This window comes from Oleiphilus sp. HI0132 (assembly GCF_001635845.1).
Genome location: NZ_LWGJ01001514.1, coordinates 1 through 23,240 on the forward strand (window position 1 = coordinate 1; position 23,240 = coordinate 23,240).

24 protein-coding genes are annotated in these 23,240 nt (G+C 44.3%); 16 read left to right on the forward strand and 8 right to left on the reverse strand.

Annotation, left to right across the window (positions count from 1 at the left end):
* The first annotated feature begins 46 nt into the window (after nucleotides 1-46).
* Nucleotides 47-400, forward strand: a complete 354-nt coding sequence (gene erpA / locus A3766_RS23300; RefSeq protein ID WP_068510038.1) for an iron-sulfur cluster insertion protein ErpA — start codon at nucleotides 47-49, stop codon at nucleotides 398-400.
* A gap of 19 nt (nucleotides 401-419) precedes the next feature.
* Here the strand turns inward: erpA and A3766_RS23305 are convergent, their stop codons facing one another.
* Complete coding sequence (locus tag A3766_RS23305; RefSeq protein WP_068510040.1) at nucleotides 420-2,594, reverse strand: tRNA(Met) cytidine acetyltransferase TmcA; 2,175 nt, start codon at nucleotides 2,592-2,594, stop codon at nucleotides 420-422.
* 163 nt (nucleotides 2,595-2,757) lie between these two features.
* Here A3766_RS23305 and A3766_RS23310 point away from each other — a divergent pair, with 163 nt between their 5' ends.
* Together A3766_RS23310 and panP are read left to right on the forward strand one after the other, a co-directional pair.
* Nucleotides 2,758-3,270, forward strand: coding sequence for a hypothetical protein (locus tag A3766_RS23310; RefSeq protein WP_068510042.1), 513 nt, complete (start codon nucleotides 2,758-2,760; stop codon nucleotides 3,268-3,270).
* 113 nt (nucleotides 3,271-3,383) lie between these two features.
* Nucleotides 3,384-5,054, forward strand: a complete 1,671-nt coding sequence (gene panP / locus A3766_RS23315; protein WP_068510044.1) for a pyridoxal-dependent aspartate 1-decarboxylase PanP — start codon at nucleotides 3,384-3,386, stop codon at nucleotides 5,052-5,054.
* A 71-nt stretch (nucleotides 5,055-5,125) separates the two neighbouring features.
* Here panP and A3766_RS23320 read toward each other — a convergent pair whose 3' ends face one another.
* Entirely contained in the window at nucleotides 5,126-5,392 is a 267-nt protein-coding gene (locus tag A3766_RS23320) for a hypothetical protein (protein WP_068510046.1), read from the reverse strand.
* A gap of 219 nt (nucleotides 5,393-5,611) precedes the next feature.
* Between A3766_RS23320 and A3766_RS23325 the strand changes: the two genes are divergently transcribed.
* Complete coding sequence (locus A3766_RS23325; protein WP_068510047.1) at nucleotides 5,612-8,212, forward strand: EAL domain-containing protein; 2,601 nt, start codon at nucleotides 5,612-5,614, stop codon at nucleotides 8,210-8,212.
* Between the two features lie 23 nt (nucleotides 8,213-8,235).
* Here A3766_RS23325 and A3766_RS23330 read toward each other — a convergent pair whose 3' ends face one another.
* The 3 genes from A3766_RS23330 to A3766_RS23340 all read right to left on the reverse strand — a co-directional run bounded on the left by A3766_RS23330 (nucleotide 8,236) and on the right by A3766_RS23340 (nucleotide 10,489).
* Entirely contained in the window at nucleotides 8,236-9,093 is an 858-nt protein-coding gene (locus tag A3766_RS23330) for an acyl-CoA thioesterase II (protein ID WP_068510077.1), read from the reverse strand.
* A 72-nt stretch (nucleotides 9,094-9,165) separates the two neighbouring features.
* Nucleotides 9,166-10,323: an FAD-dependent oxidoreductase gene (locus tag A3766_RS23335; protein WP_068510049.1), complete on the reverse strand. Its 1,158-nt coding sequence runs from the start codon at nucleotides 10,321-10,323 to the stop codon at nucleotides 9,166-9,168.
* Nucleotide 10,324: 1 nt separating this feature from the next.
* Nucleotides 10,325-10,489 carry a rubredoxin gene (locus A3766_RS23340; RefSeq protein ID WP_068510051.1) on the reverse strand — a complete coding sequence of 55 codons (165 nt, stop codon included), beginning with the start codon at nucleotides 10,487-10,489 and terminating at the stop codon, nucleotides 10,325-10,327.
* 259 nt (nucleotides 10,490-10,748) lie between these two features.
* Between A3766_RS23340 and A3766_RS23345 the strand changes: the two genes are divergently transcribed.
* The 5 genes from A3766_RS23345 (at nucleotide 10,749) to phoR (ending at nucleotide 15,036) form a co-directional block, all read left to right on the forward strand.
* Nucleotides 10,749-11,309: a hypoxanthine-guanine phosphoribosyltransferase gene (locus A3766_RS23345; RefSeq protein ID WP_068552532.1), complete on the forward strand. Its 561-nt coding sequence runs from the start codon at nucleotides 10,749-10,751 to the stop codon at nucleotides 11,307-11,309.
* Complete coding sequence (locus A3766_RS23350; RefSeq protein ID WP_068552536.1) at nucleotides 11,309-11,818, forward strand: chorismate lyase; 510 nt, start codon at nucleotides 11,309-11,311, stop codon at nucleotides 11,816-11,818. Before A3766_RS23345 ends, A3766_RS23350 begins: the two co-directional genes overlap by 1 nt.
* Before the next feature lie 4 nt (nucleotides 11,819-11,822).
* On the forward strand, nucleotides 11,823-12,704 hold the full coding sequence (gene ubiA, locus A3766_RS23355; RefSeq protein ID WP_068510056.1) for a 4-hydroxybenzoate octaprenyltransferase: 882 nt from the start codon (nucleotides 11,823-11,825) through the stop codon (nucleotides 12,702-12,704).
* Between the two features lie 119 nt (nucleotides 12,705-12,823).
* Nucleotides 12,824-13,519 carry a phosphate regulon transcriptional regulator PhoB gene (phoB, locus tag A3766_RS23360; protein WP_068510058.1) on the forward strand — a complete coding sequence of 232 codons (696 nt, stop codon included), beginning with the start codon at nucleotides 12,824-12,826 and terminating at the stop codon, nucleotides 13,517-13,519.
* Between the two features lie 176 nt (nucleotides 13,520-13,695).
* Complete coding sequence (gene phoR / locus A3766_RS23365) at nucleotides 13,696-15,036, forward strand: phosphate regulon sensor histidine kinase PhoR (protein ID WP_068510060.1); 1,341 nt, start codon at nucleotides 13,696-13,698, stop codon at nucleotides 15,034-15,036.
* A gap of 14 nt (nucleotides 15,037-15,050) precedes the next feature.
* Here the strand turns inward: phoR and cysZ are convergent, their stop codons facing one another.
* On the reverse strand, nucleotides 15,051-15,836 hold the full coding sequence (gene cysZ / locus A3766_RS23370) for a sulfate transporter CysZ (RefSeq protein WP_068510062.1): 786 nt from the start codon (nucleotides 15,834-15,836) through the stop codon (nucleotides 15,051-15,053).
* Between the two features lie 141 nt (nucleotides 15,837-15,977).
* On the opposite strand from cysZ, the gene A3766_RS23375 reads away from it, so the two are divergent.
* Nucleotides 15,978-16,610 (forward strand): RluA family pseudouridine synthase, encoded by a 633-nt coding sequence (locus A3766_RS23375; protein ID WP_068510064.1) that lies wholly within the window; start codon nucleotides 15,978-15,980, stop codon nucleotides 16,608-16,610.
* Nucleotides 16,594-16,983: a VanZ family protein gene (locus A3766_RS32780; RefSeq protein WP_068643054.1), complete on the forward strand. Its 390-nt coding sequence runs from the start codon at nucleotides 16,594-16,596 to the stop codon at nucleotides 16,981-16,983. The genes A3766_RS23375 and A3766_RS32780 overlap by 17 nt, the downstream gene beginning before the upstream one ends.
* Here A3766_RS32780 and A3766_RS23385 read toward each other — a convergent pair.
* A complete protein-coding gene (locus tag A3766_RS23385) occupies nucleotides 16,943-17,605 on the reverse strand; it encodes a methyltransferase (protein ID WP_068510069.1) in 663 nt (220 codons plus the stop codon). The genes A3766_RS32780 and A3766_RS23385 overlap by 41 nt on opposite strands.
* A gap of 144 nt (nucleotides 17,606-17,749) precedes the next feature.
* On the opposite strand from A3766_RS23385, the gene A3766_RS23390 reads away from it, so the two are divergent.
* Together A3766_RS23390 and A3766_RS23395 are read left to right on the forward strand one after the other, a co-directional pair.
* On the forward strand, nucleotides 17,750-18,586 hold the full coding sequence (locus A3766_RS23390) for a mechanosensitive ion channel family protein (protein ID WP_068514472.1): 837 nt from the start codon (nucleotides 17,750-17,752) through the stop codon (nucleotides 18,584-18,586).
* A 385-nt stretch (nucleotides 18,587-18,971) separates the two neighbouring features.
* Nucleotides 18,972-19,484: an aminoacyl-tRNA deacylase gene (locus tag A3766_RS23395; protein WP_068509127.1), complete on the forward strand. Its 513-nt coding sequence runs from the start codon at nucleotides 18,972-18,974 to the stop codon at nucleotides 19,482-19,484.
* Between the two features lie 92 nt (nucleotides 19,485-19,576).
* Here A3766_RS23395 and A3766_RS23400 read toward each other — a convergent pair whose 3' ends face one another.
* The gene (locus A3766_RS23400) at nucleotides 19,577-20,992 is read right to left on the reverse strand and encodes a Do family serine endopeptidase (RefSeq protein ID WP_068514468.1); all 1,416 of its coding nucleotides are present in this window, start codon (nucleotides 20,990-20,992) and stop codon (nucleotides 19,577-19,579) included.
* A 108-nt stretch (nucleotides 20,993-21,100) separates the two neighbouring features.
* Between A3766_RS23400 and A3766_RS23405 the strand changes: the two genes are divergently transcribed.
* The 3 genes from A3766_RS23405 to A3766_RS23415 all read left to right on the forward strand — a co-directional run bounded on the left by A3766_RS23405 (nucleotide 21,101) and on the right by A3766_RS23415 (nucleotide 23,236).
* Nucleotides 21,101-22,360 carry an FAD-dependent monooxygenase gene (locus tag A3766_RS23405; protein WP_068643056.1) on the forward strand — a complete coding sequence of 420 codons (1,260 nt, stop codon included), beginning with the start codon at nucleotides 21,101-21,103 and terminating at the stop codon, nucleotides 22,358-22,360.
* 23 nt (nucleotides 22,361-22,383) lie between these two features.
* Nucleotides 22,384-22,746 (forward strand): histidine triad nucleotide-binding protein, encoded by a 363-nt coding sequence (locus A3766_RS23410; protein WP_068514465.1) that lies wholly within the window; start codon nucleotides 22,384-22,386, stop codon nucleotides 22,744-22,746.
* 97 nt (nucleotides 22,747-22,843) lie between these two features.
* A complete protein-coding gene (locus tag A3766_RS23415; protein WP_082885884.1) occupies nucleotides 22,844-23,236 on the forward strand; it encodes a hypothetical protein in 393 nt (130 codons plus the stop codon).
* Nucleotides 23,237-23,240: the final 4 nt, after the last annotated feature.

Here is a 23,240-nt window from a genome sequence, read left to right on the forward strand (position 1 = left end):
ACATTGTTTTAGTATTCTAATATTAGAATCAAATGCCGGAGAACCAATGAGCATTGTAGAAACTCATGTGCCAAGCCCGCTATTTTTTACCGACGCGGCGGCGAGTAAAGTTAAACAGCTGGTTGAGGAGGAAGAAAATCCTGCTCTTAAGCTACGCGTTTATGTGACTGGCGGTGGTTGCTCGGGTTTTCAATATGGCTTCACTTTTGATGAAGACCTTTCAGAAGATGATACGGTTGTTAGCAAGCAGGGTGTAGACCTGGTTGTCGACGCCATGAGTTATCAATACCTCGTCGGAGCGACAGTTGATTATACTGAAGGCCTAAAAGGTGCTCAGTTTTCTGTGACCAATCCGAATGCAGAAACAACCTGTGGTTGTGGTTCGAGCTTTAGTATTTAAGCGCTGAGCCTTCCTGATTTCAAAGTATTTTAGGGCTGCTTAGCTGCTCTAAAAGTACTTGAACGGCCTCTCTAAGATGCTTATCCAGGTCTTTTTTCCCACTAAAATTAAACTCCTCCACACAATCAGAAATTGAACGAGCTTGTAAAACCCGTCGAATCAGTACTTGTAGCGGGCGCTTGATTGAACTTTTTTTATTTTTTTGTTTGAAGCAAGATAAGGTCAAACTGATCAACTCGCTCATACATTCTTCGATGGCCAACTTATGGCTAGCAAAGCGTTGAAGTTGAGCAAGCTGCCTGCTGTCTAGCCTTAGCTCTACTGCTGGAATTTTCGCTTCTGTTAGCGCATCATACAGCGTATCGCTAGCGTGGTGTTGATATTGTCTACTGATACCACTGAGCAAATTTCTGGCATAGATACTTTCTAATAGAGCCAAATTTTCCTGTGCAGACAAAGATATCGGCCTTTGCATAATCGCGGCATAACAGCCACTAGCATTATCACGTTGAAGACCAAGTTTGAGAAGCGAAAACTGATTCTTTGACCAGAAAGAAAGCAACTCGGTTGTCAGTCCAAATGCTGTAGTAAGACAATCAAGGTGTTTAGTTTTCGCGACTTGTAAAGCTTCTTCAATTAGTTGGCTACCGAGCCCTTGATTCTCGTATTCAGCGCGTACTGCAATACGCATTATACGCAATGAGTGTTGTTCCAGGTTTTTGATATCGCCAGAGAGGGTAGCAAGAGTCTGCGGAACTAAGTGGCCACGTAAGCGTCGCTTTCCTGCGAGGATCTCTTGTTGCAGAGTGCTTTCTAAAATCCCCCCTTCTCGTATTATCAGCATTGCTGAGATCAACTCACCTTGTTGCTCACTTTCTATATGATCTTTGAAACCACAAGCTAGCAACACACCGGGATGATCAAGTATAAGTCTTATATCGTCAGGGGAAGTTTGATAGTGAGCATTCACTAGCAATGAAATAACCTGCTCAAGAAGTTTAGGCTCGGAGGCTAGTTGCTGCTGTGAAGGCCAGAGCACGTTCATCTCTGTATGTTTGTTTTTTACACTACGTTTTTGGCTAAATGAATCGTCATTCAAGGATAAAAATAATAGCCGACTCATCCAATTTTCTAAGGGGTCATTCTCGGCCCAACGAACTGGCTGGCTTAGATGAATGCTTTTCCACTTGGGTGTTAGTAGGTCGAGTTGTTTCTTAAAACGAATTGCAAAGCCTTGACCATTGCCTTCGTAGCCATGGATGGTGCTTGAAAATACGATTCTAGAATAGTGCTTTAGTAGTTCACTCAATGTAGACGCTGGAATTCCGGCAGCTTCATCGATTAGCAGTAACTGGCACTCGGGCTTGGTAAGTAAGAGCTCATCAGGCGATATAAACTTCAGACAGTGAGAATAACTATCGTGGTTGCCACACTCATCTGTAATGTATTTTGAAAAGTGGAAGAATGCATTGGCACAAGCTCGTTTTGAGGGGGCTGTAATCAAAATAGATTTTTTATATTTGAGGGCCAACTTCGCCGCGGCAATGCCAAGCGCGCTGGTTTTGCCTCGTCCCCTATCGGCGGTGACGATCAGTGGCCGTCTACGGTGCCCTTCGACAACATGAGTGATTAGCTCAATTGCTTCGCGCTGGTCAGGTGTGGGTAGGGCCTGTACCTGAGTCGTCGCAGCCGCAGGAACAGCAGGAAGCTGAGACTGATTCTCTTGGCAAAATAGCAGACAATCCTGACTGTTAAAAAAGCTAATCAAACGCTGGAGAAAAAAGGTGTTTGTTTTAGATAACTCTGACTCGTCACTGCACATGCGGCGATAGTCTGGGTCAGGTGCTTTAGCCAAGTCAGCGAGAGGGGGCACCATGATGATAAATAAGCCTCCTCCGCGAACAAGTCCAGATGCTCCACCAAGTCCGTCCGGGCTTAAGCCATCGAAGCCATCCCAAAGCAACAGATTACAATCACCACCCAAGAGGCTTTTAACTTTATGNGCAGAAACAGACTTAAAGCCTTTAATAGGTTCGGAGGCGCTGATATAAATAGCCTCATTTATATCGCCGAAAAGCGAGTTGCTTTGAACCGTATCTAAACACCAATTCTTGTCGCCACTAAGCACTACGGGGTAGCGACAGAAAGACTGCTGGGCAGCGTCAAAAATATTGGAGAATAGCTTTTCAAGCATAGTGGCTTCTTAGTAAATAGGGCGATAAAGAATTTAAATGACCGGCAAGGACAAAAATTTAAGTAAACCTGTAATTTCAGAAGTATGTGTCTATGCTTGAACTAAAACAAGTCTTTGCATGTATCAGTGTCTTGACCTGTCATAGAGTAAGAGAGGAAGCGTTTTGAAAGAAAGTCAGAAACCGGGGAGAACGCAGTTCATTATGATGTTCTTTGCCTTTTCATTTGGCATGGTTCTAGCCAACCTCTTGGCTCAGAATGCTGCGCAGAAAGAAGTCGAAGAGCGCGCCCCTTTATTGGTTTATAAAGGCATTGATAAAAATCTCGAAGACCTGTCGCCAGAGTTTAAGGAACGTATTAGCAAGTTAGAGCGCGAGAGGCGCAGAACTCTCGAAATGGCCGCTTTGCAGATGCATATTTATCAGTATGCGAAAGATCATAAGGTGAGTGCTGAGCAGGCAGGCAAAACACTTTTTCCAAAGTCTGAATATGAAGTTGATAGTCAACGCGTGAGTGACTTTTATCATGCTAACCAGGAGCATATTGCCAAGCCTTTTTATCAAGTCGAGCAGGAAATTACGGCTCAGCTTGAATATCAAAGTGTGAAAAATCTAAAGGAGCAGTTGCTGGCATCGCTTCAAAAGAGTGGTGATTTGGCAATTCTTCCCAGTCAATAAGGTTTTTTAAACGATATTGGTCCATTGCAAGAGACCTTGGCTGGTTATCCTTTGTACGACCGACTATACTAGCGCCCGTTCAAATTTTGGGTATTGAATCTACGTTGTGAGCTATGTTGGACAAGTTATACCATAAGCAGAAGTTTGCTCAGGCAAGCATAGAGAGTATGTATCGAGTATTTACAGTACCCGAAGCACCAGACTCTACTCTTAGCCGTATTGATAAAGACGTTTCTAATAATCTTGCAGGATTTATGCAGGACCATATCGTCGCGGTCGAACATGATTTGCAAGAAATGGAAAAAGACTTTTCTGATCCCAGGATTCCTGAAAAGCCCATTTTTGTATCCGAACATACTCAATTTCTTCTAGATAAAATAGTTGCGCAGTCTGTTCACACCTCATCGCCTAGCTTCGTTGGTCATATGACCTCTGCTTTACCTTATTTCATGTTGCCGCTTTCCAAGATCATGATTGCGCTCAACCAGAACCTGGTAAAAACCGAAACCTCGAAAGCGTTTACGCCCCTAGAGAGACAGGTGCTCGGGATGTTGCACCGCCTGGTATACGCTGAAGACAGTGATTTTTATAGCAAGTGGATGCACGATGCAGGGCATGCATTGGGGGCAATGTGCTCAGGCGGCACCATTGCCAATATCACAGCTCTTTGGGCGGCTCGAAATTTAGCCTTTCCACCCGAAGGAAACTTCAAGGGCGTTGCCCATGAAGGCTTATTTCGAGCGATTAAGTACTATGGTTATGATGGTGCTGCAATCGTGGTCTCAAAAAGAGGGCATTACTCTTTTAGCAAAACAGCAGATATTATCGGCATAGGTCGAGATTACCTGGTTTCTGTAGAGACTGATGAGCATAACCGTATAGATCTGGAAGCCTTACGAGATACCTGCACTCGCTTGAAGAAAGAAAATATCTGCATAATTAGCGTGATTGGCATTGCCGGTACAACAGAGACAGGCAATATCGACCCTCTTGAAGAAGTGGCTGAAATCGCGCGCGAGTTTAAGGCTCACTTTCATGTCGATGCAGCCTGGGGTGGCCCGACATTATTTTCAAATGACTATCGCTCTTTATTAAAAGGCATCGAAAAAGCAGATTCTGTCACCCTGGATGCACACAAGCAGTTATATGTTCCGATGGGTAGTGGCTTGGTGGTGTTTAAGGACCCAAAGAAACTGAAGGCCATTGAACATCATGCTCAGTATGTTGTCCGTCGTGGCTCGAAGGATTTGGGAAGTACAACTCTCGAAGGTTCACGCCCGGGAATGGCGATGCTGATTCACTCTGGCCTGAAGATTATTGCCAAAGATGGATACGAGATATTGATCAACGAAGGTATCAATAAAGCCAAAGCTTTTGCTGCCATGATCGACAACGATCAGGACTTCGAGGTGATTACCTATCCTGAGTTAAATATTATTACTTATCGTTATTGCCCGGAGTTTGCAACGTCGGTGTTAGCAGTTGCAGACGATATTTTGATGGAAAAGATCAATGCAGTTCTGGATCGTATCACTAAGTTTGTACAAAAAACTCAGCGTGAGAAAGGCCTATCGTTTGTTTCAAGAACGCGTTTGGAACCCCCGAAGTATAATCGACAAGCATGTGTCGTCTTTCGAGTGGTATTAGCAAATCCACTGACGACCACTGATACATTAAGAGATATTCTGGCAGAGCAGAAAGAAATCGTGAACGCTTCTATGGAGGTTCAACGAGCAATGAAGTTATTGCGTAGTTTGTGTCAGCTCTCCGAGGATAGCCAATAGTCTGAGATAAACACAGACTATTGGTGCATAGATTTAATCACTCAAGGCTAAATCTAGATTACTGCTTCAGCTTAATATAACGCAGCTTCGTCATCTAAGACTTCGTGAATGACTTCCAAGAAGATCTTATCAGCATCACTCAATTGTTCAGGAATTCTAACAATTGTTGAGGCGCTGATCTTCTCTGCTATTTTAGCGGAAGCATCAGGTTCATTTTTCAGCTCGCGTGCGATCTCCATGCATTTTGTTGAAACACTAGGGTCACTTAGACACTTTCGAATAAAGACGCGTAGTTCACTAATTATTTTGGCTTGTTTGCTCGCTTCTGCACTACTCATCGATAACTCCTTATTTTCTACAAGTATATTTTTTATAGGCAGCATAGCTTCAGTATAGAGCTTAGTTGAAGTCATAGCATGTATTTGTTTGAAATAGTTTGTGAATAAGGGGGAATCTACTCATAAATGTATATCAAGTGAGCAGAGGAAAAAATCAATTGTCCTGCTACGCTTAAGAAACAGAGAAATTGTTTACACTAAAATTAGCCAACCTTATATATGACGTTCTTAAAAAACATTTTGCTTAGGCCGCTACTGATATTCTTGCTGTGTCTAAGTGGAAGCTTTATCGGGCCTGCTTGGGGTATTACGAATGTGATGCCAGACGATGGTGCGCCCCGTATTATTCGAAGTGAATACCTAGTAGATCACTCAGGTAACAGCGGCATAGAGGCAATAAAAAGCCTTGTAAGAGAAGGTGAATGGAAAGGTCTTAGTGAAGACTCGGCTAACTTTGGTTATCAGCGTTATCCGTACTGGTATCGTTTTGAATTAAGTAACCCAAGCCAGGCGCAAAAGGAGCAGATTCTAGAGATCAGTTACCCTTTGTTGGATTATGTGGATTTTTATCATTTTGCAGGTGACAACTTAGTCAGTGAAGTTCACACCGGAGATAGAAAGCCCTATTCGCAGCGCCTGATAGATCACCCTAATTTTCTCTTTCCTGTCAAAATAGCTGCGGGTGAAACCCACCAGATTTATCTAAGAGTCGACACGGCAGGTTCTCAGTTGGTTCCGATGAAAATTTCTGATGCAACGAGCACCTTTGTGCAGCTAGGAAAAGAAGACGCATTACATGCGACCTACTTTGGCGTTGTATCAGTTATTGTCTTCTTTAACTTATTAATCTTTGTCGCGCTCAGGGAAAAGCTGTATTTATACTATTCAGTCGCAGCATTCTTGTACATGCTGTTCTTTGGTATTATGAGAGCGAAGCTTTTCCCCTTTATTTATTCAGATAACCCCGAGTTTCATCACACGCTTTTATTGTTATTGCCGTCCAGCTGTTTACTTTTTTCAGCGCTATTCTCACGAGAATTTCTCAAGCCTGAGCAATACAGTAAGACTTTGGGGTATTTAATCAATGCGATCATTGGTATTGCCTTGATTGGCCTTGCTGGCATCTTGGTATTTGATGCGCAGACCTCCTTGCAATTGTCGGTGATGGGGGCCATTCCTGGCAGCTTTGTTTTACTCATAATGGGGCCAATATTGGGCTTTATGGGGAATAGGATGGCGTGGATCTATGCCACAGCATGGAGTACTTTCATGTTTGGTGTGACGATATCTGCGCTCAGTAAACAGGGCCTGATGCCGGTGAGCTTCGTTACCGAGTACGGTATGCAGATCGGTTCAGCACTAGAGCTATTTATACTAAACGCAGCCTTAGCCTCACGTTTCTATCAAGAGCATAGGCAGCGAATAGCTGCGCAAGAAGCACGATTACTGGAGCAACTTGAGCGCAGAGAAACCGAACAGAAGCTATTAAACAAGTCTTTATCTGATCCCACGACCCACTTGCCAAACCGCTCCTGCTTTGAGCAGCAGGCTAATTTGGTTATTGAGTCTCGTGGGAATAAACGGATCGCTATTTGTGTGATCGAAATCCTTCGTTATATGGAGATCAGTCGTACCTTGGGTCACCATAATACTGATTTAATGCAGGTCGAGGTGGCTCAGAATTTCGCTGCATTGTCGGTTAATATGCCAGGTATCGTCAAACTTCAGGGGCCTTCCGAGGAAGCATTAATTTGTTCTTTGGAGCCAGGCTCATTTGTGATGCTCGTTGAGGCAGAGCTTGCGGAAAGCCACACAGAGCAGGTAAATGAAATTCTAAAGCAGGCAATGCAACCAATTGAGTTTAAGGAGATGCGTCTGGAACTGCGTCCGGTAATTGGTGTGGCTGTTTGTCCTGAGCACGGTTTGAACACCGAAACTTTATTGCGCCATGCCCAAGTAGCTGCAGACTCATCGGAAGCACTTGAGCGACACCTTTCTTACTATCGCCCTGAATATGATCAATACAATGCGCGCCGCTTGATGATGGTTTCTGAATTGAAGGAAGCGATCAAGAATGATCATCTGGCTTTGTACTTTCAGCCTAAATACTCTCTTAAAGAGAATCGAGTTGTAGGTATGGAGGCCTTGGTAAGGTGGAACCATGAGCGTTATGGCTTGGTTAGGCCTGATGAGTTTATTGAGATTGCCGAACAAACAGGCATTATTAAAGCATTAACACGCTGGGTGGTGAGCAATGCACTTAAAGCCCAGAATAGTCTCAAAGAGCTTGGTTGGGACTTGAATATGTCAATCAATCTATCGGTGTTGAACCTGCGAGAGGGAGATTTGATTGATTTTCTGAGCGCTCAAATGGCTGATAACAACAGCGATCCTCAGCGCATTTATTTTGAGTTAACTGAGACCTCGATGATGGCGAATCCTTTGGATGCGATTGAGGTCTTAAATAAAGTGTGTGCTTTACGCTTACGTTTATCGGTTGATGACTTTGGCGCTGGCTACTCCTCTTTGGCGTATTTAAAGTCATTACCGGCGACAGAGATTAAAATCGATAAATCCTTGATATCGGGAATATGTGGGGATGAGGGCAATGAGCTCATTGCTGAAGCAACCATTAACATGTGCCAAAAACTGGGTTATCAGGTGGTGGCAGAAGGTGTCGAAAATGAAGAGACGATGGAGCGCTTAAGAGAGCTAAAGTGCGATTCTGTTCAAGGTTATTTACTAACCCCACCTTTGCCGATGGAGAGGCTACTTCAGTGGCTTGATAAGTCTGAAAGCGATACGCGTGACGTATCCTAGCAAGGCGTCACGCATTTGCAGTTTTAACTACGTTTTCTAATCAATGCTTCCTGGCATACTGAAGCAACTAACTCACCTTGTTGGTTAAAAATATTCCCTCGATTAAAGCCTCTTCCGCCTGACGCACTAGGGCTATCCATATCGTAAAGTAACCATTCATCAACCTTGAAAGGGCGATGGAACCATATCGAATGATCAAGACTCGCAACTTGCATGCCTTTTTGCATAAAACTCAAACCGTGCGGCAGCATACTAGTACCAAGCAGGCCGAAGTCCGAGGCATAGGCCAGAAGGCAATGGTGTAATGATAGATCATTGGGGACTGATGCCACCGCTCTAAACCAATTTTGCTTATAGGGTGGACGAATATCCGGGTTGGTATAGTCAATTGGCTTAACTGGTCTGATTTCGATTGGTTTATCGCGGGTGAACTGCTCCCTAAGTTTTTCAGGTATCAGGTGCTTAAAGCGACGACGTATTTCCAGCTCGGAAGCCAGTTCTTCTGGCGACTTGCTTTCGGGCATATCAAACTGGTGTTCTGAACCCGCTTCATCTTTTTGAAACGAAGCGTTGAGGGTAAAAATCTCTTTGTCGTCTTGCCGGGCAATGACTCGCCGTGTTGCGAAAGAACTACCGTCTCGAATAATCTGCACTTCGTACTGAATTGGTAGAGAATGATCCCCTGGGCGTAAAAAGTAGCCATGCATTGAGTGAGCGCTGAGTTGATCGACTGTTTGATAAGCCGCCATCAGTGCTTGACCACAGACCTGTCCACCGAATACATTTTTGAAGCCCAAATCTTCGCTGCAACCTTCAAAGACTAAGTTGTTGAGTTGCTTAAGTTGAAGGACATCGATGAGTTGTTGTAGTACGTCTTGCATGATCATGACTCACTTTATTAATCGCGCTTTGTTGAGTTTTAAACAAAGCGCCTAATTCAGGGAGTCTTTAGCTTAAAGACTACTGAGCTCTTTAACTAGCGCTTGTTTTTCAACACAGCGTTGCCCAGTTAGTACAAAACCATCCAAACAGTCTTGCTCGTTATAATGACGACCACAAATATTCAGGCCATCTTGTTCGAAGCGCCATTGGCCTGAAGCACTGGCAGGTGGGCAAACGACGACGGGGCAGGCGGGTGTTTTAGTTGCTATCGGCATGATGCCGAAGCTTACCTGGCTCGGTGTGCCGGTCAGAGTCTTCGCTAAGGTGCGTGCGCAGGTCATTAGTGGCAGCACGTAGAGTCTGACCTGCCCTTCGATCTCTGCGCAGTCACCTAAGGCGTAGACATCTTCTGCACTAGTTTGTAGCAAGGCGTTGGTGACAATCCCTTGCTGGCATTCAATCCCCGAGTCTTGAGCAATTTGTATATTGGCTTTCAGGCCGACGGCAGAAATAACCAAGGCACACTCAAGTTCTTGGCCATTACTTAAACGAGCAAGCAAACCATTTCCTTGTTCAGTGATTTCGCTTACATGAGCTTGCATTTCAAACTGACAACCTGCATCACTAAGGCCTTCGATAAGCGCTTGTCCGGCCTCTTCAGGAATCAAACTGTTTAAGGCTGATTTTGAAGGGTCAACGATAGTTACCTTATAACCGCTTGCCAATAAGTCATTCGCGTATTCACAGCCGATTAAGCCGGCACCCATGATCAGTACATGGTTCTGGCTTTCTGAGCAGTTTTCGCCTAACAAAGAACGAAAACGGCGGTAGTCCATTAGGTCATTGATTGAAACGACTTTCTCAAGCTCACTTCCGGGAAAACTGAGCTTATTGACCTGAGCACCACAAGCAAGCACTAGCTTGCTGTAGTCTAAGCGTTCTTCACCTATCAGGATTGCTTTGGCAGAAGTATCGATTCGGTCAACACTCGTATGATTTCTGATTGAAATATTGTGCTGTGCCGCGAACTTTCCCGGGTCGGCCATTGATAGCTCATCAGCCTGCTTGCCTTTGGCAAGTGCTGTCGAGAGCATAGGCTTGGAATAAGAGTGTGCGTCATCCTGAGTGATCACAATAATCTCGCTTTCCTGGTCCAGCTTGCGAACCTCCTTAACAAGATTATATCCGGCCAAGCCACTACCAATGACAACGATAGGTGAAGTATTCATGTTAAATCTCTACCATTTCAAAGTCTTCTTTGCCTACACCACAGTCAGGGCAAAGCCAGTCTTCGGGTACATCTTCCCATGAGGTGCCCGCTTCGATGCCATCATCAGGCCAGCCTTCGCTCTCATCATAAATTAATCCGCAGACTACGCATTGCCACTTCTTCATTCTTTATACCTGTATTATCAAAATGTTACTTGCCTTTCGAATGCATACAAACATGCCTCTCTGGTTTACACTAGCGCCCGCTTGCTTATGCGAAGAGAAGATTCTAGTTTAGAGAATAAATGTTGCCTCATTCACTTAGCGGGCTAATTTACCGAATCAGCTCGATCAGCACAAATCTTTCACTATTTCAGCGATAGTAACTTTGCGGCCAGGCAGGCTCACAGATATAATCTGCACAGCCATTTTATCAGGAAGATCTATGTCCAATACCAAAACCGTCGAAGCCCAGAAAGTCTTTAATGAGGCCGACTGCCTAATCGATATGTCTGAGCTAAGTGATGCAATTGAAAAGACAGCCAAAGATATTGAGCAAGACTTAGCGACCGACAACCCTCTGGTTATTTCAATTATGAATGGCGGTTTGGTGTACTGTGGTCACTTACTCGCTCATTTGAATTTTCCACTAGAGCTGGATTATTTACACGCTACCCGATATGGGAATGAAACCTCTGGCAGCCGCTTGGACTGGCTGGCTAAGCCGGTAAAAGCACTGTCGGGCCGAACCGTTCTTCTGGTTGATGATATCCTTGATGAAGGGCATACCCTCTTACATGTACAGGATTATTGTCGGCAGCAAGGTGCAGCGCGTGTTCTGACGACGGTTTTATTGGATAAGCAACATGACAGAAAGGCGACCAAGGATCTGCTCGCTGACTATACTTGTTTAAATGTTGAGGATCGTTTTGTTTTTGGTTTTGGTATGGATTATCAAGGCTATTGGCGGAATGCGCCGGGTATTTACGCAGTTAAGGGCATGTGATGCTAAAGCCAGCCGCTCGGCGGATACCCGACTGGAAAGTGCCTAAACAATATGGTTCCTGGGTCTTTGATCAAGGTTCACTTACCAAGAGGCTTATCGAAGCATCAAATAATAACTTTAGTGTGCGTGTCACTTATCAAGGCTGGGCTGTACCAAGTCTTGAGGAGAGGCGGATACTAAAAGTGAGAGAGCGTCAGAAAGCGCTGGTCAGGGAAGTTGAGCTGCTTTGTTTCGGAGAAGTATGGGTGATAGCGCGCAGTATTATTCCGAAAACAACGCTAAGTGGTTATGAAAGACAGCTTCAGTATTTGGGAGATAAGCCTTTAGGCGCATTTCTGTTTAAATCCAGAGTTATGACGCGTAGTAAGCTTGAAAGTGTCTCCTTGGTGAAACAGTTTAAAGAACCCGTATTTGGGCGGCGCTCGGTATTTTTTCTTCGTCAGAAACCATTGCTGGTGAGCGAACTATTTATGCCTCGGGTATTTGAGGCAAGCAAACGAGAGAAATAGGCATATGAATACTCAGAGTAAACCCGCGTTTGCAAGTGTTGCAATGGACTACGTAAGGCTTGCGAGGTTGGATAAGCCTATAGGTATTTATCTGGTTTTGTGGCCAACGCTTTGGGCATTATGGTTTGCTGCCGAGGGCATACCAGCTATGGATGTGTTAGCTATTTTTATCGCCGGCTCTGTTTTCATGCGCTCGGCAGGCTGCGTAATCAATGACTTTGCGGATAGAAAAATAGACGGTCATGTAAAGCGCACTGAAGCTCGCCCTCTGGTGACGGGGCGGGTGAGTGCAAAACAGGCTTTGATCTTTTTCGCCGTTTTATGTCTGTTGTCTTTCATCCTGGTTTTGTTTACCAATGAACTGACAATTTACCTTTCATTTGGTGCACTCGCACTTGCTTCTGCTTATCCCTTCATGAAGCGCTATACTTATTTACCACAGGTGGTCTTAGGTGCTGCATTTGCCTGGTCCGTTCCTATGGCTTATGCCGCGCAAGTGAATGAACTGCCTGCGCATATCTGGTTGATCTATATGGCAACAGTCTTGTGGACCGTTGCTTATGATACGATGTATGCCATGGTCGATAGGGATGATGATATCAAAATCGGCGTTAAATCCACGGCCATCTTATTTGGTTCGGCTGATCGGGCGATTATCGCATTTTTGCAGGTTTTGGTGATATTGACGCTGAGCTTGTTAGGTGAACAGCTTGAAATGGGGCAGTTTTACTTTCTGAGTATTGTCGTTGCGTCGGTACTATTTGTATATCAGCAGCACTTGATTCGCCATCGTGACAGAGATGAGTGCTTTAAGGCGTTTTTGAACAATAACTGGGTGGGTATGGTTTTATTCCTGGGACTGTTTCTAGACTTTTATGTCAGGTGAATTGTAAAACTTCGCAAAAAGGAGCGCTCATTAGGTTCTCAGCATAGGCTTACAGTGTAGTGTCATAAAACTGTAACAGCTTGCCGTTTTAATACAGTTTGATTTTTGGAGTAAGTACTATGTCAGAAAAAACCGTATTAATTGTTGATGATGAAGCATCAATCAGAGAAATGATTGCTGTTGCTTTAGAAATGGCTGATTACAATTGTATCGAAGCTTCAAATGCGCAGGATGCATTTATTGCTATTGTGGATCAACGTCCCGATATGATTTTACTTGATTGGATGTTGCCAGGCACTAGCGGAATTGAATTGGCAAGACGCTTGAAACGCAATGAAGCGACCAGTGATATCCCTATTATTATGCTGACAGCTAAAACCGAAGAGGATAATAAAGTACAGGGTTTGGAAGTCGGTGCCGACGACTATATTACTAAGCCTTTTTCTCCTCGTGAATTGGTTGCTCGTCTTAAAGCTGTACTTCGTCGTGCGACGCCTGCGGGTGTCGAAAGTGAAATCGAAATAGATGGATTGGTACTTGACCCAGTTTGTCATCGCGTTACCGCTCACAATAATTTGCTGAGCATGGGGCCAACTGAGTTTAAGCTACTGCAGTTCTTTATGACGCATCAAGACCGCGTTTATAGCCGTTCCCAGCTACTTGATCAAGTTTGGGGTGGCAATGTCTATGTTGAAGATCGAACCGTTGATGTTCATATTCGGCGCCTTCGCAAGGCATTAGGTGAAAGGCATGAATACCTGGTTCAAACTGTTCGAGGTACTGGCTATCGTTTTTCTGCTCAAGGTGCTGCATAGCGCTTGAGCATTGGTAACTTTGTTATAAAATAAGAAAGGTGGCAAGGAGCTCGATTTTTCATGCACATGACTTCGATCATTGACGAAGGGTGCACACTCTCTGTACCGTTTGCGTTTTAATGGCAAACTATTGAATCAGAGAATGAATCTGTCTTCCTGTGCTGGAGCATAAGGTTATGCACAAACGAATCATCGGTCACTTATACTCCCTTTTTTGGGCTGTGATTGGCTTGCTGGTACTTGGCCTGCTGATTGGGGAATTAGCGTGGGTTCTCGCGATTGGCTGCTTTGCCTACTTAGCCTGGACAATCAGCCAGGCTGTTAAGCTGCATCGTTGGCTTTACAGTGTACAAGAAGACCAAGCAATTCCCGAAAGCCATGGTTTATGGGGCGATCTGTTTGACGGTCTATATCAAATTCAATATCAAAATCGCATTACTCAAGAAAACTTGCGGTCAATGATTGCTCGTGTCCAATTATCTACCAATGCACTAAAAGAGGCTGTCGTCATGACTAACTCTGAAGGTGCGATGGACTGGTGGAATGACTCTGCAAGTACAGTACTTGGCTTTAAACGAGAGTCAGATAGAGGTCAGCTGATAACAAATTTGCTTAGAGACCCTTCCTTTAAGCGATATTTTGAAAGCAAGAATTACGACGAACCTTTAGAGCTACGTTCACCTTTAAATAAAAGTGCAACTTTGCAAGTACATATCACTTTGTTTGGCAAAGATGACCGCTTGGTTTTCGCGCAAGATGTGACGCGTGTGCAGCGACTTGAACAGATGCGGCGTGACTTCGTTAGCAATGTTTCTCATGATATGAGAACGCCATTGACGGTTATTAGAGGTTATATCGAAACCTTCCAGGATGCTGAAGATACACCTAAGAAGTGGCGAAGAGCCTTAAATTCAATGCAAGAGCAAACGAAACGGATGGAAAGCCTGATTAGTGACCTCTTGTTACTCGCCAAGTATGAAACTGAAGGCCTGCCTAGTAATACTCAAGCGATCGATATCGAACCGGTACTACAAGAAGTCTACCGCGACGCACGAGCCTTTAGCGCTGACAAAAATCAGAATATTCGTTTGGACTTTGAAAGCACCAAACCCTGTTTATTTACCGGTGACTCTCGTCAGCTTTATAGCGCCTTCTCAAACCTTGCGTTTAATGCAGTTAAGTATACGCCCACCGGTGGTGATATCGACATCAGCTGGTGGCTGGATGAAGAAGGTGCTCACTTTTGTGTGCGTGATACCGGTGAAGGTTTTGATTCCGTTCACATCCCTCACTTGACGGAACGCTTCTATCGAACGGACCCCAGCAGAGACCACTCAAGTGGCGGCTCAGGCTTGGGCTTAGCGATCGTGAAGCATGTATTGATCAATCATAATGCCGAGCTGGAAATCCATAGTGAAGAAGGCATAGGCAGTGAGTTTATTTGTCACTTCCCGGCATCGATAATGGTTTCCAGTAGCTCGGCTAATGAACAGAAAGCGCTAGCAAATGCATCTTGATGAGCTATCTGCATTTACTTGGATAGCTTTTTCTGCGCCTCTGCTTCAAAGTTCATATTGATATTGCCTAAAGATCTTTCTTCGTTTACCCAAAATGCGACCGCGCCACACACCGCAGCGGGCAGTGCCAGAAAATTCACGATAGGCAGAAGCGTTGCCCCAAACGTTACCAGCCCAAAACCTAGTGATGTCAGACGATGGCTAGCCAGGTAGTTTTTCATATCGGGGAAGCTCATCTTATTATTATCTGCCGGGTAGTCGATATATTGAATGGCCATCATCCAGGCTGAGAAAATAATCCAGATAACAGCAATAATCACATTCAAGCCGGGGATTAAGCCTAAAACCAATAGCACTAGCACCCGCGGGATATAATAAACAAGCTTTTGGAGTTCTCGCATGATGGTTCTGGGAACCATTGCCAGTAGCTCGCTCCATGAGAAGTCTTCACCTTTATCTTGGCCGCTTAAGTGCTTTTCAGTGAGTTCTGCCAGGTAGCCATAAAAAGGAGCGCCGATTAAATTCGCGGCGGCAATAAAGCCATAAAACAGCGTCATTAAGATGGCTAAGAAGTAGATTCCCCAGAATAACCACTCCATGAATCCTAGCCATTCTGGGACCCAAGACAATAAGGTCGCCATCCAACCGTCTACTAGGCTATATGCCCACATGATGAGCAGCGTAAACAAGATGATATTTACGGTTAAAGGAACCAGTAAAAATAGGCGAAAGCCGGGCTGGCAAATGATCTTGAAACCTTGAGCCAGATAGCCAAAGCCGGTAAACATATTTCCCTTCATGTGAAGATTCGCTCCTGATCAGAATATCGTCTAAGAAATTTATAGGGCTTAATAGGGTTGTAGGCAGTGTATAATAGCTCGCTTGGAGTTTCAGCAGTGCTCTGATGAAATCAAAGTAATGTCACTAGGTAGTTGTAGCCAATGCGTCCAGATTTTCAAATCGAGATTGTTTATTCAGATGAACAGCTTGTGGTGGTTAATAAGCCCTCCGGTTTGCTATCAGTTCCGGGCAGAGGCCCCGACAAAGCTGATTGCTTGCTGAGCCGCTTACAAGACCAATTTCCCACTATCAGGGTGGTTCATCGTTTGGATTGCGCAACCTCGGGCTTGATGGTCTTGGCGCTTGATGCGGATTCCCACAGGGAGCTTAGTAGGCAGTTTCATGACAGAGAAGTCAAAAAGCGCTATGAAGCCTTGGTTTATGGCTTTATGGAAGATGAAAGTGGCGAAGTTAATCAGCCATTGAAGACCGACTGGCCCAATCGGCCTCGACAGATGATTTCACATGAAGGTAAAGCTGCTCAGACCTTCTATCAATGTACGACTCGCTCAGAACAGGCATCGAGAGTCATCCTCACGCCGATAACAGGTCGCTCTCATCAACTACGTGTTCATATGCTATATACCGGCCATCCAATATTGGGCGATGGGCTTTATGCTCACGAGTCGGCATTAAAGGCTAGTAGCCGTTTATGCCTACATGCCACAGACTTAAGTATCTACCAGCCAAAGACTAAAACTTTTATGGAGTTCTCAAGTGCTACACCTTTTTAGTCAGATAATCCAGTTTACCTGGCTGAACAAAATCGTTTTGTACCTTGCTTTGCTGGTCTCTTGTATTGCCGCGTTTTCACCCCTTACGGGGCTGGAGCAAGTTAATGTGAGTGACAAGGTGCTCCACCTAGTAGTATTTTTTGTACTTTCTTTATTGGTTCAAATTGCCTATCCAAGGCTAGGTTTAAGGGCAATACTATTTTGCTTGGCTTGCTTTGGTCTGGGTATTGAGCTTATTCAGGCTTACTTGCCCCACCGTAGTTTCGAGCTAATTGATTGGTTTGTAGACTTGTTAGGCACAGTGATTTACCTGATCCTTATTGCGCCAACTATTAAGAGCAAGTGTTTGAGTGGTAAATACGCACCTTGTTAAATTCTTCAAACTCATTTAGGTCTGGACAAGTACGGGCTTCTTTTACTTCAAGCAAATCGTAAGCGGAAGAGGGCAGTACTTTTACGCGGGAGTCAGCAAGAAGTACTTGAGGACATTTAGTGGTAAACAAATCTAGCAAGTCGTGATTATCTTTGTCATATAGTACATCCGCCGCGGTGATCAGGTCGAGCTCTTCATCAAAAGCCATAAAGTCTTCAGAGTAGTCAAAGCTCAGAGAGTTGAGTTCGGCATTTGCACGACAAGCTTCAAGAGCGTCTGAGTCGATATCACAAGCTATGACTTTTTTGGCACCAGCCTTGGCAGCAGCGACTGCAACAACACCCGAGCCGCTACCAAAATCTAGCACTGTCTTACCACGCACATATTCCGGGTTCTCCAGAATGAACTGAGCCAAAACCTGTCCACTTGCCCAACAAAAAGACCAGTAGGCAGGTTCGGCCACAACAGCCTGTGCTTCGTCATGGCTAAGTGGGCCCTGTAATACAGTGGGGTCAAACAGGTAAAGGCCGATTGCAGGGCAGGCGGGAGGTTTAGTCGCCTTGACACGACCTTTAGCGAGAGTTTTATTTAAGTTAGCGTTGAGTGTATCGACAGTATTCATGACATTTTAATGATGATTGACAGTGTTAAGTTGACCAGCTTAGTGTAGCTACTTTATGCTGCGAGGAATAATAACAACAGCATTTCGATGCATCATAGATAATACAATAAAGTTACTTTTAAACTAGGGTAAAAAAGGAAGACTATGGAAAATATAACTGAAACTACAGATAAGCTAGAAGGCTATGCTGATATAGCTGTAGAAGCTGCAATTCTTTACGGGCCAAAAGTTGTTCTGGCTATTGTTACCTTGATAATTGGTCTTTGGGTGATAAATCGAATTGTTAGCAAGGTTGAAAAGCATTTTACGTCTAAAGCGGATCCAACGCTTGGTTCGTTTGTCAGTAGCCTGGCGTCAGTCATCTTCAAGATGATGCTATTGATTGCTGTTGCATCAATGGTTGGTATTGAAACTACTTCTTTCGTTGCAGTACTCGGTGCTGCTGGCTTGGCCGTTGGTTTGGCATTGCAGGGCAGTTTGTCAAACTTCGCTGGCGGTGTTTTGATCTTGCTATTCAAGCCTTTCAAAGTAGGCGACTTAATTGATGCTCAAGGCCATATTGGTGTCGTTAAGGAAATTCAGATCTTTAACACTATTCTAACTACGGCAGATAATCGTGTCGTTATTATTCCAAACGGTGCCCTATCAAATAGCAGTATGGTTAATATCAACCAGCTGGATACTCGCCGTGTTGATTTCGTTTTTGGTATTGGTTATAGCGATGATATTGATAAAGCGAAAGCGATTATTGAAGGCTTGATCACTTCAGATTCTCGTGTATTAAAAGATCCTGAGCATTTGATTGCGATCTCTGAATTAGCGGATAGTTCAGTCAACTTTACCGTTAGGGTTTGGACTAAGACGGCGGACTACTGGGCAGTTCACTTCACAATGTTCGAAGCAGTTAAGAAAGCGTTTGATGAGCAAGGAATTAGTATTCCGTTCCCTCAACAAGACGTACATATGCATACAGTTCAATAACCTACGCACTAGCGCCGGTTATTTAAGACGTTATTTGTTTTGCTGATAAAAGGCGCTCTTTTGAGCGCCTTTTTTATTAATAAACGTATTTCCTAACCTGCGAAAGAATGAAAACAAGTGTGATAATACTGCTGAAAAACTGGAAAAAAACTCATCTATAAACGACGCTAATAAAAAGATACTTTTTGTTACTTCAACTTATCTTTGTTCGTGACTAAGATGAAGTTAAGAAAGAATTTAGTATCAACGAATTTTGCTGGTCTCTATCTGCCTGTGCATAGCGCTTCAGAAATACGAAGTGACTGAGACAAAGCAATAATGACGATTGTCTCGATCTACTAAAGACAAAAATAACGAGTGTTAGGCAGTTATAGAGGTACTGGAAATGCCAGTTGAACAGCTAAAGCAATATCTAGATTCGAATGACGTTCAATACGTATCAATAGAACATTCGGTAGCATATACCGCAAAAGAGATCGCTGAACGTATTAAACTTAAAGGTGACCAAATGGCGAAAACCGTTATGGTCAATTTGGACGGTTGTATGTCGATGGTGGTGCTACCCGCATCATGTCGAATACGCTGGGATCAATTTATGAGAGCCATGGGAACCGAGCTGGTCGCCCTGGCAACAGAAGATGAATTTAAAGACCGTTTCCCATCATGCGAAGTGGGTGCTATGCCACCATTCGGCAATTTATATGATGTCCCCATCTATATGTATGAAGGGTTCGATGAAACCGGTGATATTGCCTTTAGAGCAGGAAATCACCACGAAGTGATTAAAATGAAGCTCTCTGATTATATGGAACTAGCGTATCCGATGACGCTAAATGAGGGCTTCGCAAAGATTGGTATGAAGAAGCCAAGCTGGTTGTTAAAGAAGAAGGCCGGGTAGAAAACCTAGCCTTCTATTGTTTACCGTTTACAATCTCCGGGCCTTACAGCAGGCGGCCTGAACTGCGGCTCGGGGATTTATTCTTTTAATTGCTAGCGAACATAGAGAATCAGGTCTTCGTATCCTCGTCGGATGCGAAATGCCTGCACATTTCGCTGCCTCAAATAAGACTTAAGCTCTGCAATATTTCTAATCCTGCTTCGGTTGACCGCGAAGATTATATCCCCTTGCTCAAAGCCTACTCGTTTAGCGATCGAATTATTGCTCAGTTCTTTAACCTGAATGCCAATAGCTTCTTCTTGATCACTTGGAATGAGATCCATTAACAGGCTTCCGCTCAAATAAGAAGAGACTTTGTCACCAGCTATTTCCGGGACAGGTATGGCTTCGATCTCAATTTCGAGCGCTTTGTTATTGCCATTGCGAATAATCTCAAGATCAAGGGTTCTGCCAATTGCAGAAAGTCCAATTCTGTTTTGGATATCATTGGCATTCCTGATGGCCCGACCATTTGCCTTAGTAATAATGTCGCCCTGCTTTAGACCTGCATCATCTGCTGCGCTGCCATCCTCGATACTACTGACAATAGCCCCCTGATAGGTATTAAGCTGATGTGTTCCGAACGAGAAGGCTTCAGCTAACTCAGGGCTTAAGTCTTGGAAACGGGCACCGATACCGCCGCGTTTTACTTCACCAAACTGGATAAGTTGTGACATAACTGATTGGCTGACTTCAGTTGGAATGGCAAAGCCAATGCCAACGTTTCCTCCGGCTGGAGCGATAATGGCGGAGTTGATGCCAACTAAGTTGCCATTGAGGTCAATTAATGCGCCGCCTGAATTGCCGGGGTTAATGGAGGCATCGGTTTGAATAAAATCTTCGTACCCCTGGATGCCAAGACCATTCCGCCCAAGTGCGCTGACAATTCCAGTAGTCACCGTTTGCCCAATACCAAAGGGGTTACCAATGGCAATTACAAAGTCGCCAACGGCTAGGGAGTTAGAGTCGGCGATTTTCAAAGATGACAACTTTTCTGCATCGATCTTCAGCAAAGCGATATCAACCTTCTTGTCGGAACCTACTAAGGTGGCTTTGAATTGACGCCCGTCCTGAAGTTTTACTTCGATATCGTTAGAGTCAGCAATGACATGATGATTGGTAAGAATATAGCCTTCTTTTGCATCAACTATTACACCGGAGCCAGCACTTTGAACTTGGCGTGACTCTTCAATTTCATCAGGAAAAGAGAAGAAATGTCGAAAAAATGGTGACTGTAGTAAAGGGTTATATTTACGCTGAATGGTATAGGTCGCAATATTAACCACGGCTGGCGCTGACTCCTTAATGATCGGCGCGAGAGAGGGTTGTGAATTTCCTTCTATCAGACGTTGCGGAAAGCCAGCGGCTTGAAGTGAAAAAGAGAAACTTAAGCTGAGCAAGATGAACAAAGTCAAACCGTATTGCTTGAAGTTAAAAAACACATTATTTGATAATTGATTAAGACGCATCTTTTTATTGTCCTTCACTGGGTATTACAGGCGATATTATAAGCTCAAAGGTGTGATTGTTGGGAAGTTCTTGCATAATACTGCAAAAGATTTGCTGAGAGGAAAAGCATGACCAAGCAATATGATGTAGTGATTGTCGGTGCCGGTATGGTCGGCGCTGCCATTGCCTGTGGATTGGCTCGATCGAACTTTAAAGTTGCGGTCATTGACCCGCTATTACCCCCTGCGTACGTAGAAGGCGAAGCACCTCACATTCGGGTATCGGCGATCAGCTATGCGAGTGAACAGATATTAAAAAACCTAGGTGCATGGCAATATATCGAAGGCAAACGCTTATGTCCTTATCGACGTTTAGCAGTAAATGAGATGCCTGCTAAAAAGGGGCTATCTGCCTTATTGCCTGACATCTCGACATGGGCAAGAACCGAGTTTGATTGCAGTCAGATTGGCCAGAGTCATCTTGGCAATATTATTGAGAATGATATTGTTCATCTCGCTTTGCATGAAGCAATGAACGGCCTGGAAAATGTTAGCGTCTATTGTCCAGACAAAATTGAAGAGATGGAATTGGATGGTGAGCTGAAAACCCTGACACTATCAAAAGCAGGAGACATTAGCGGGCGCGTAGTGATTGGTGCCGATGGCGCACAGTCACGTGTGCGAGAACAAGCCAGCCTCGGTCAATATAAAGACAAATATGCGCAGCATGCTTTTGTCTGCACTGCTGCGTATGAAGGCAGTCAGGAAGATATTACCTGGCAGTCATTCACCTCTCATGGACCCTTGGCATTTTTGCCCTTGGCCGATAGTGGTAAGGAACACTTTGGCTCACTCGTCTGGTACGACTTGCCTGAAAGTGTCGGCAAATTATCGCAGATGGGTAACGAGGAGCTGTTAGCGACGATCAAAGCTGCTTATCCTTCAGAGCTTCCTACCATTACACGCATTGTAGAGCACGCTAGCTTCCCTTTATTTAAGTCCCATGCCATTAACTATGTCCGCCAGGGTGTGGCATTGGCGGGGGATGCAGCACATACTATCAATCCTTTAGCCGGGCAGGGCGTTAATCTGGGCTTTATGGATGCTGCGATGCTAATCGAAATTCTGGGGCAAGCACACTTAGCGGGCGAAGATATTGCTAGCCTTGAAGTCCTGCAGCGTTATCAAAAAAGTAGACGACCAGAGAACCAGAAAATGATGAGCATTATGGATATGTTCTATCATGGCTTTAGTAATGAGTTGCTGCCGCTAAGGGTGGTAAGAAATATAGGCCTGGGTCTAGCAAATAATTCCGGGCCTGCGAAAAATAAAGTGATGCAGTATGCGGTGGGCGCAATAGGTAACTTGCCTAAACTTGCTCAAGCCTAAAGGAAGCAAACGAGGAAAAAACAATGACAGAAACGCTATTTACCAAAATTATTGATCGTCAGATTCCTGCAGATATCGTCTATGAAGATGACATCTGCCTGGCATTCAAGGATATTCAGCCAACCGCTCCCGTACACTTGCTTATCATCCCTAAAAAACCAATCGCGACGATTAACGATATGGATGAAGGTGATAAGGAAACATTTGGACATTTGTTCTTTGTTGCCAAGAATATTGCCGCCGATATGGGCTTCGCAGAAGATGGTTACCGTGTTGTGATGAATTGCAATGAATATGGTGGACAAAGCGTCTACCACGTACACCTGCATTTAATCGCTGGTAAACCTTTGGGTTGGCCTCCTTTCACCGAGAAGCTTAAAGTCTGAGCAAGTGTAAACAAGGGTAAAACCATTGCTGACAGACTAATATTTAAGCACCCTCTTCGTTAAACTAGAGCTACCTAAACGAAGAGCGTGGTGAAATATGATCTGGAACCTGGAAGAAAGAAAGTCTAATAAGAGCCTACAGTCAATACTACAAGGCTTGGTATTATTTGCCATGATGTTTTCATTGGCGGCAGTTGCTGAAGCTGATGAACTTTCTTCTCGTCTGGAATCACACTTCAATGCCGATAGCTCGTATCGCTTTATCAACTATGAAAGTGTTAATCAGGTGCATGCTGATGAGTATGGCAGCATGCGCTACTTAGTGATGGATTTTGATTTGCGACTTGCCAGTAATGATCTTCAAGGCAGTATTCACCAGATTTGTAATACTGTCTTGGCAGATAGGCAGTTAATAAAAGACCTATCTCGTCATGGCTATGATATGGTTTCAGTATCATTTGATAGGCAGTCACAGTATGACTGCCTATAAATAC

Excerpts from the sequence above, each read along its gene's own strand:
- erpA (WP_068510038.1), top strand. The coding sequence starts at position 47 with ATGAGCATTGTAGAAACTCATGTGCCAAGCCCGCTATTTTTTACCGAC.
- panP (WP_068510044.1), top strand. The coding sequence starts at position 3,384 with ATGTTGGACAAGTTATACCATAAGCAGAAGTTTGCTCAGGCAAGCATA.
- A3766_RS23320 (WP_068510046.1), bottom strand. The coding sequence starts at position 5,392 with ATGAGTAGTGCAGAAGCGAGCAAACAAGCCAAAATAATTAGTGAACTA.
- A3766_RS23325 (WP_068510047.1), top strand. The coding sequence starts at position 5,612 with ATGACGTTCTTAAAAAACATTTTGCTTAGGCCGCTACTGATATTCTTG.
- A3766_RS23330 (WP_068510077.1), bottom strand. The coding sequence starts at position 9,093 with ATGCAAGACGTACTACAACAACTCATCGATGTCCTTCAACTTAAGCAA.
- A3766_RS23335 (WP_068510049.1), bottom strand. The coding sequence starts at position 10,323 with ATGAATACTTCACCTATCGTTGTCATTGGTAGTGGCTTGGCCGGATAT.
- A3766_RS23340 (WP_068510051.1), bottom strand. The coding sequence starts at position 10,489 with ATGAAGAAGTGGCAATGCGTAGTCTGCGGATTAATTTATGATGAGAGC.
- A3766_RS23345 (WP_068552532.1), top strand. The coding sequence starts at position 10,749 with ATGTCCAATACCAAAACCGTCGAAGCCCAGAAAGTCTTTAATGAGGCC.
- A3766_RS23350 (WP_068552536.1), top strand. The coding sequence starts at position 11,309 with ATGCTAAAGCCAGCCGCTCGGCGGATACCCGACTGGAAAGTGCCTAAA.
- ubiA (WP_068510056.1), top strand. The coding sequence starts at position 11,823 with ATGAATACTCAGAGTAAACCCGCGTTTGCAAGTGTTGCAATGGACTAC.
- phoB (WP_068510058.1), top strand. The coding sequence starts at position 12,824 with ATGTCAGAAAAAACCGTATTAATTGTTGATGATGAAGCATCAATCAGA.
- phoR (WP_068510060.1), top strand. The coding sequence starts at position 13,696 with ATGCACAAACGAATCATCGGTCACTTATACTCCCTTTTTTGGGCTGTG.
- cysZ (WP_068510062.1), bottom strand. The coding sequence starts at position 15,836 with ATGAAGGGAAATATGTTTACCGGCTTTGGCTATCTGGCTCAAGGTTTC.
- A3766_RS23375 (WP_068510064.1), top strand. The coding sequence starts at position 15,978 with ATGCGTCCAGATTTTCAAATCGAGATTGTTTATTCAGATGAACAGCTT.
- A3766_RS23385 (WP_068510069.1), bottom strand. The coding sequence starts at position 17,605 with ATGAATACTGTCGATACACTCAACGCTAACTTAAATAAAACTCTCGCT.
- A3766_RS23390 (WP_068514472.1), top strand. The coding sequence starts at position 17,750 with ATGGAAAATATAACTGAAACTACAGATAAGCTAGAAGGCTATGCTGAT.
- A3766_RS23395 (WP_068509127.1), top strand. The coding sequence starts at position 18,972 with ATGCCAGTTGAACAGCTAAAGCAATATCTAGATTCGAATGACGTTCAA.
- A3766_RS23400 (WP_068514468.1), bottom strand. The coding sequence starts at position 20,992 with ATGCGTCTTAATCAATTATCAAATAATGTGTTTTTTAACTTCAAGCAA.
- A3766_RS23405 (WP_068643056.1), top strand. The coding sequence starts at position 21,101 with ATGACCAAGCAATATGATGTAGTGATTGTCGGTGCCGGTATGGTCGGC.
- A3766_RS23410 (WP_068514465.1), top strand. The coding sequence starts at position 22,384 with ATGACAGAAACGCTATTTACCAAAATTATTGATCGTCAGATTCCTGCA.
- A3766_RS23415 (WP_082885884.1), top strand. The coding sequence starts at position 22,844 with ATGATCTGGAACCTGGAAGAAAGAAAGTCTAATAAGAGCCTACAGTCA.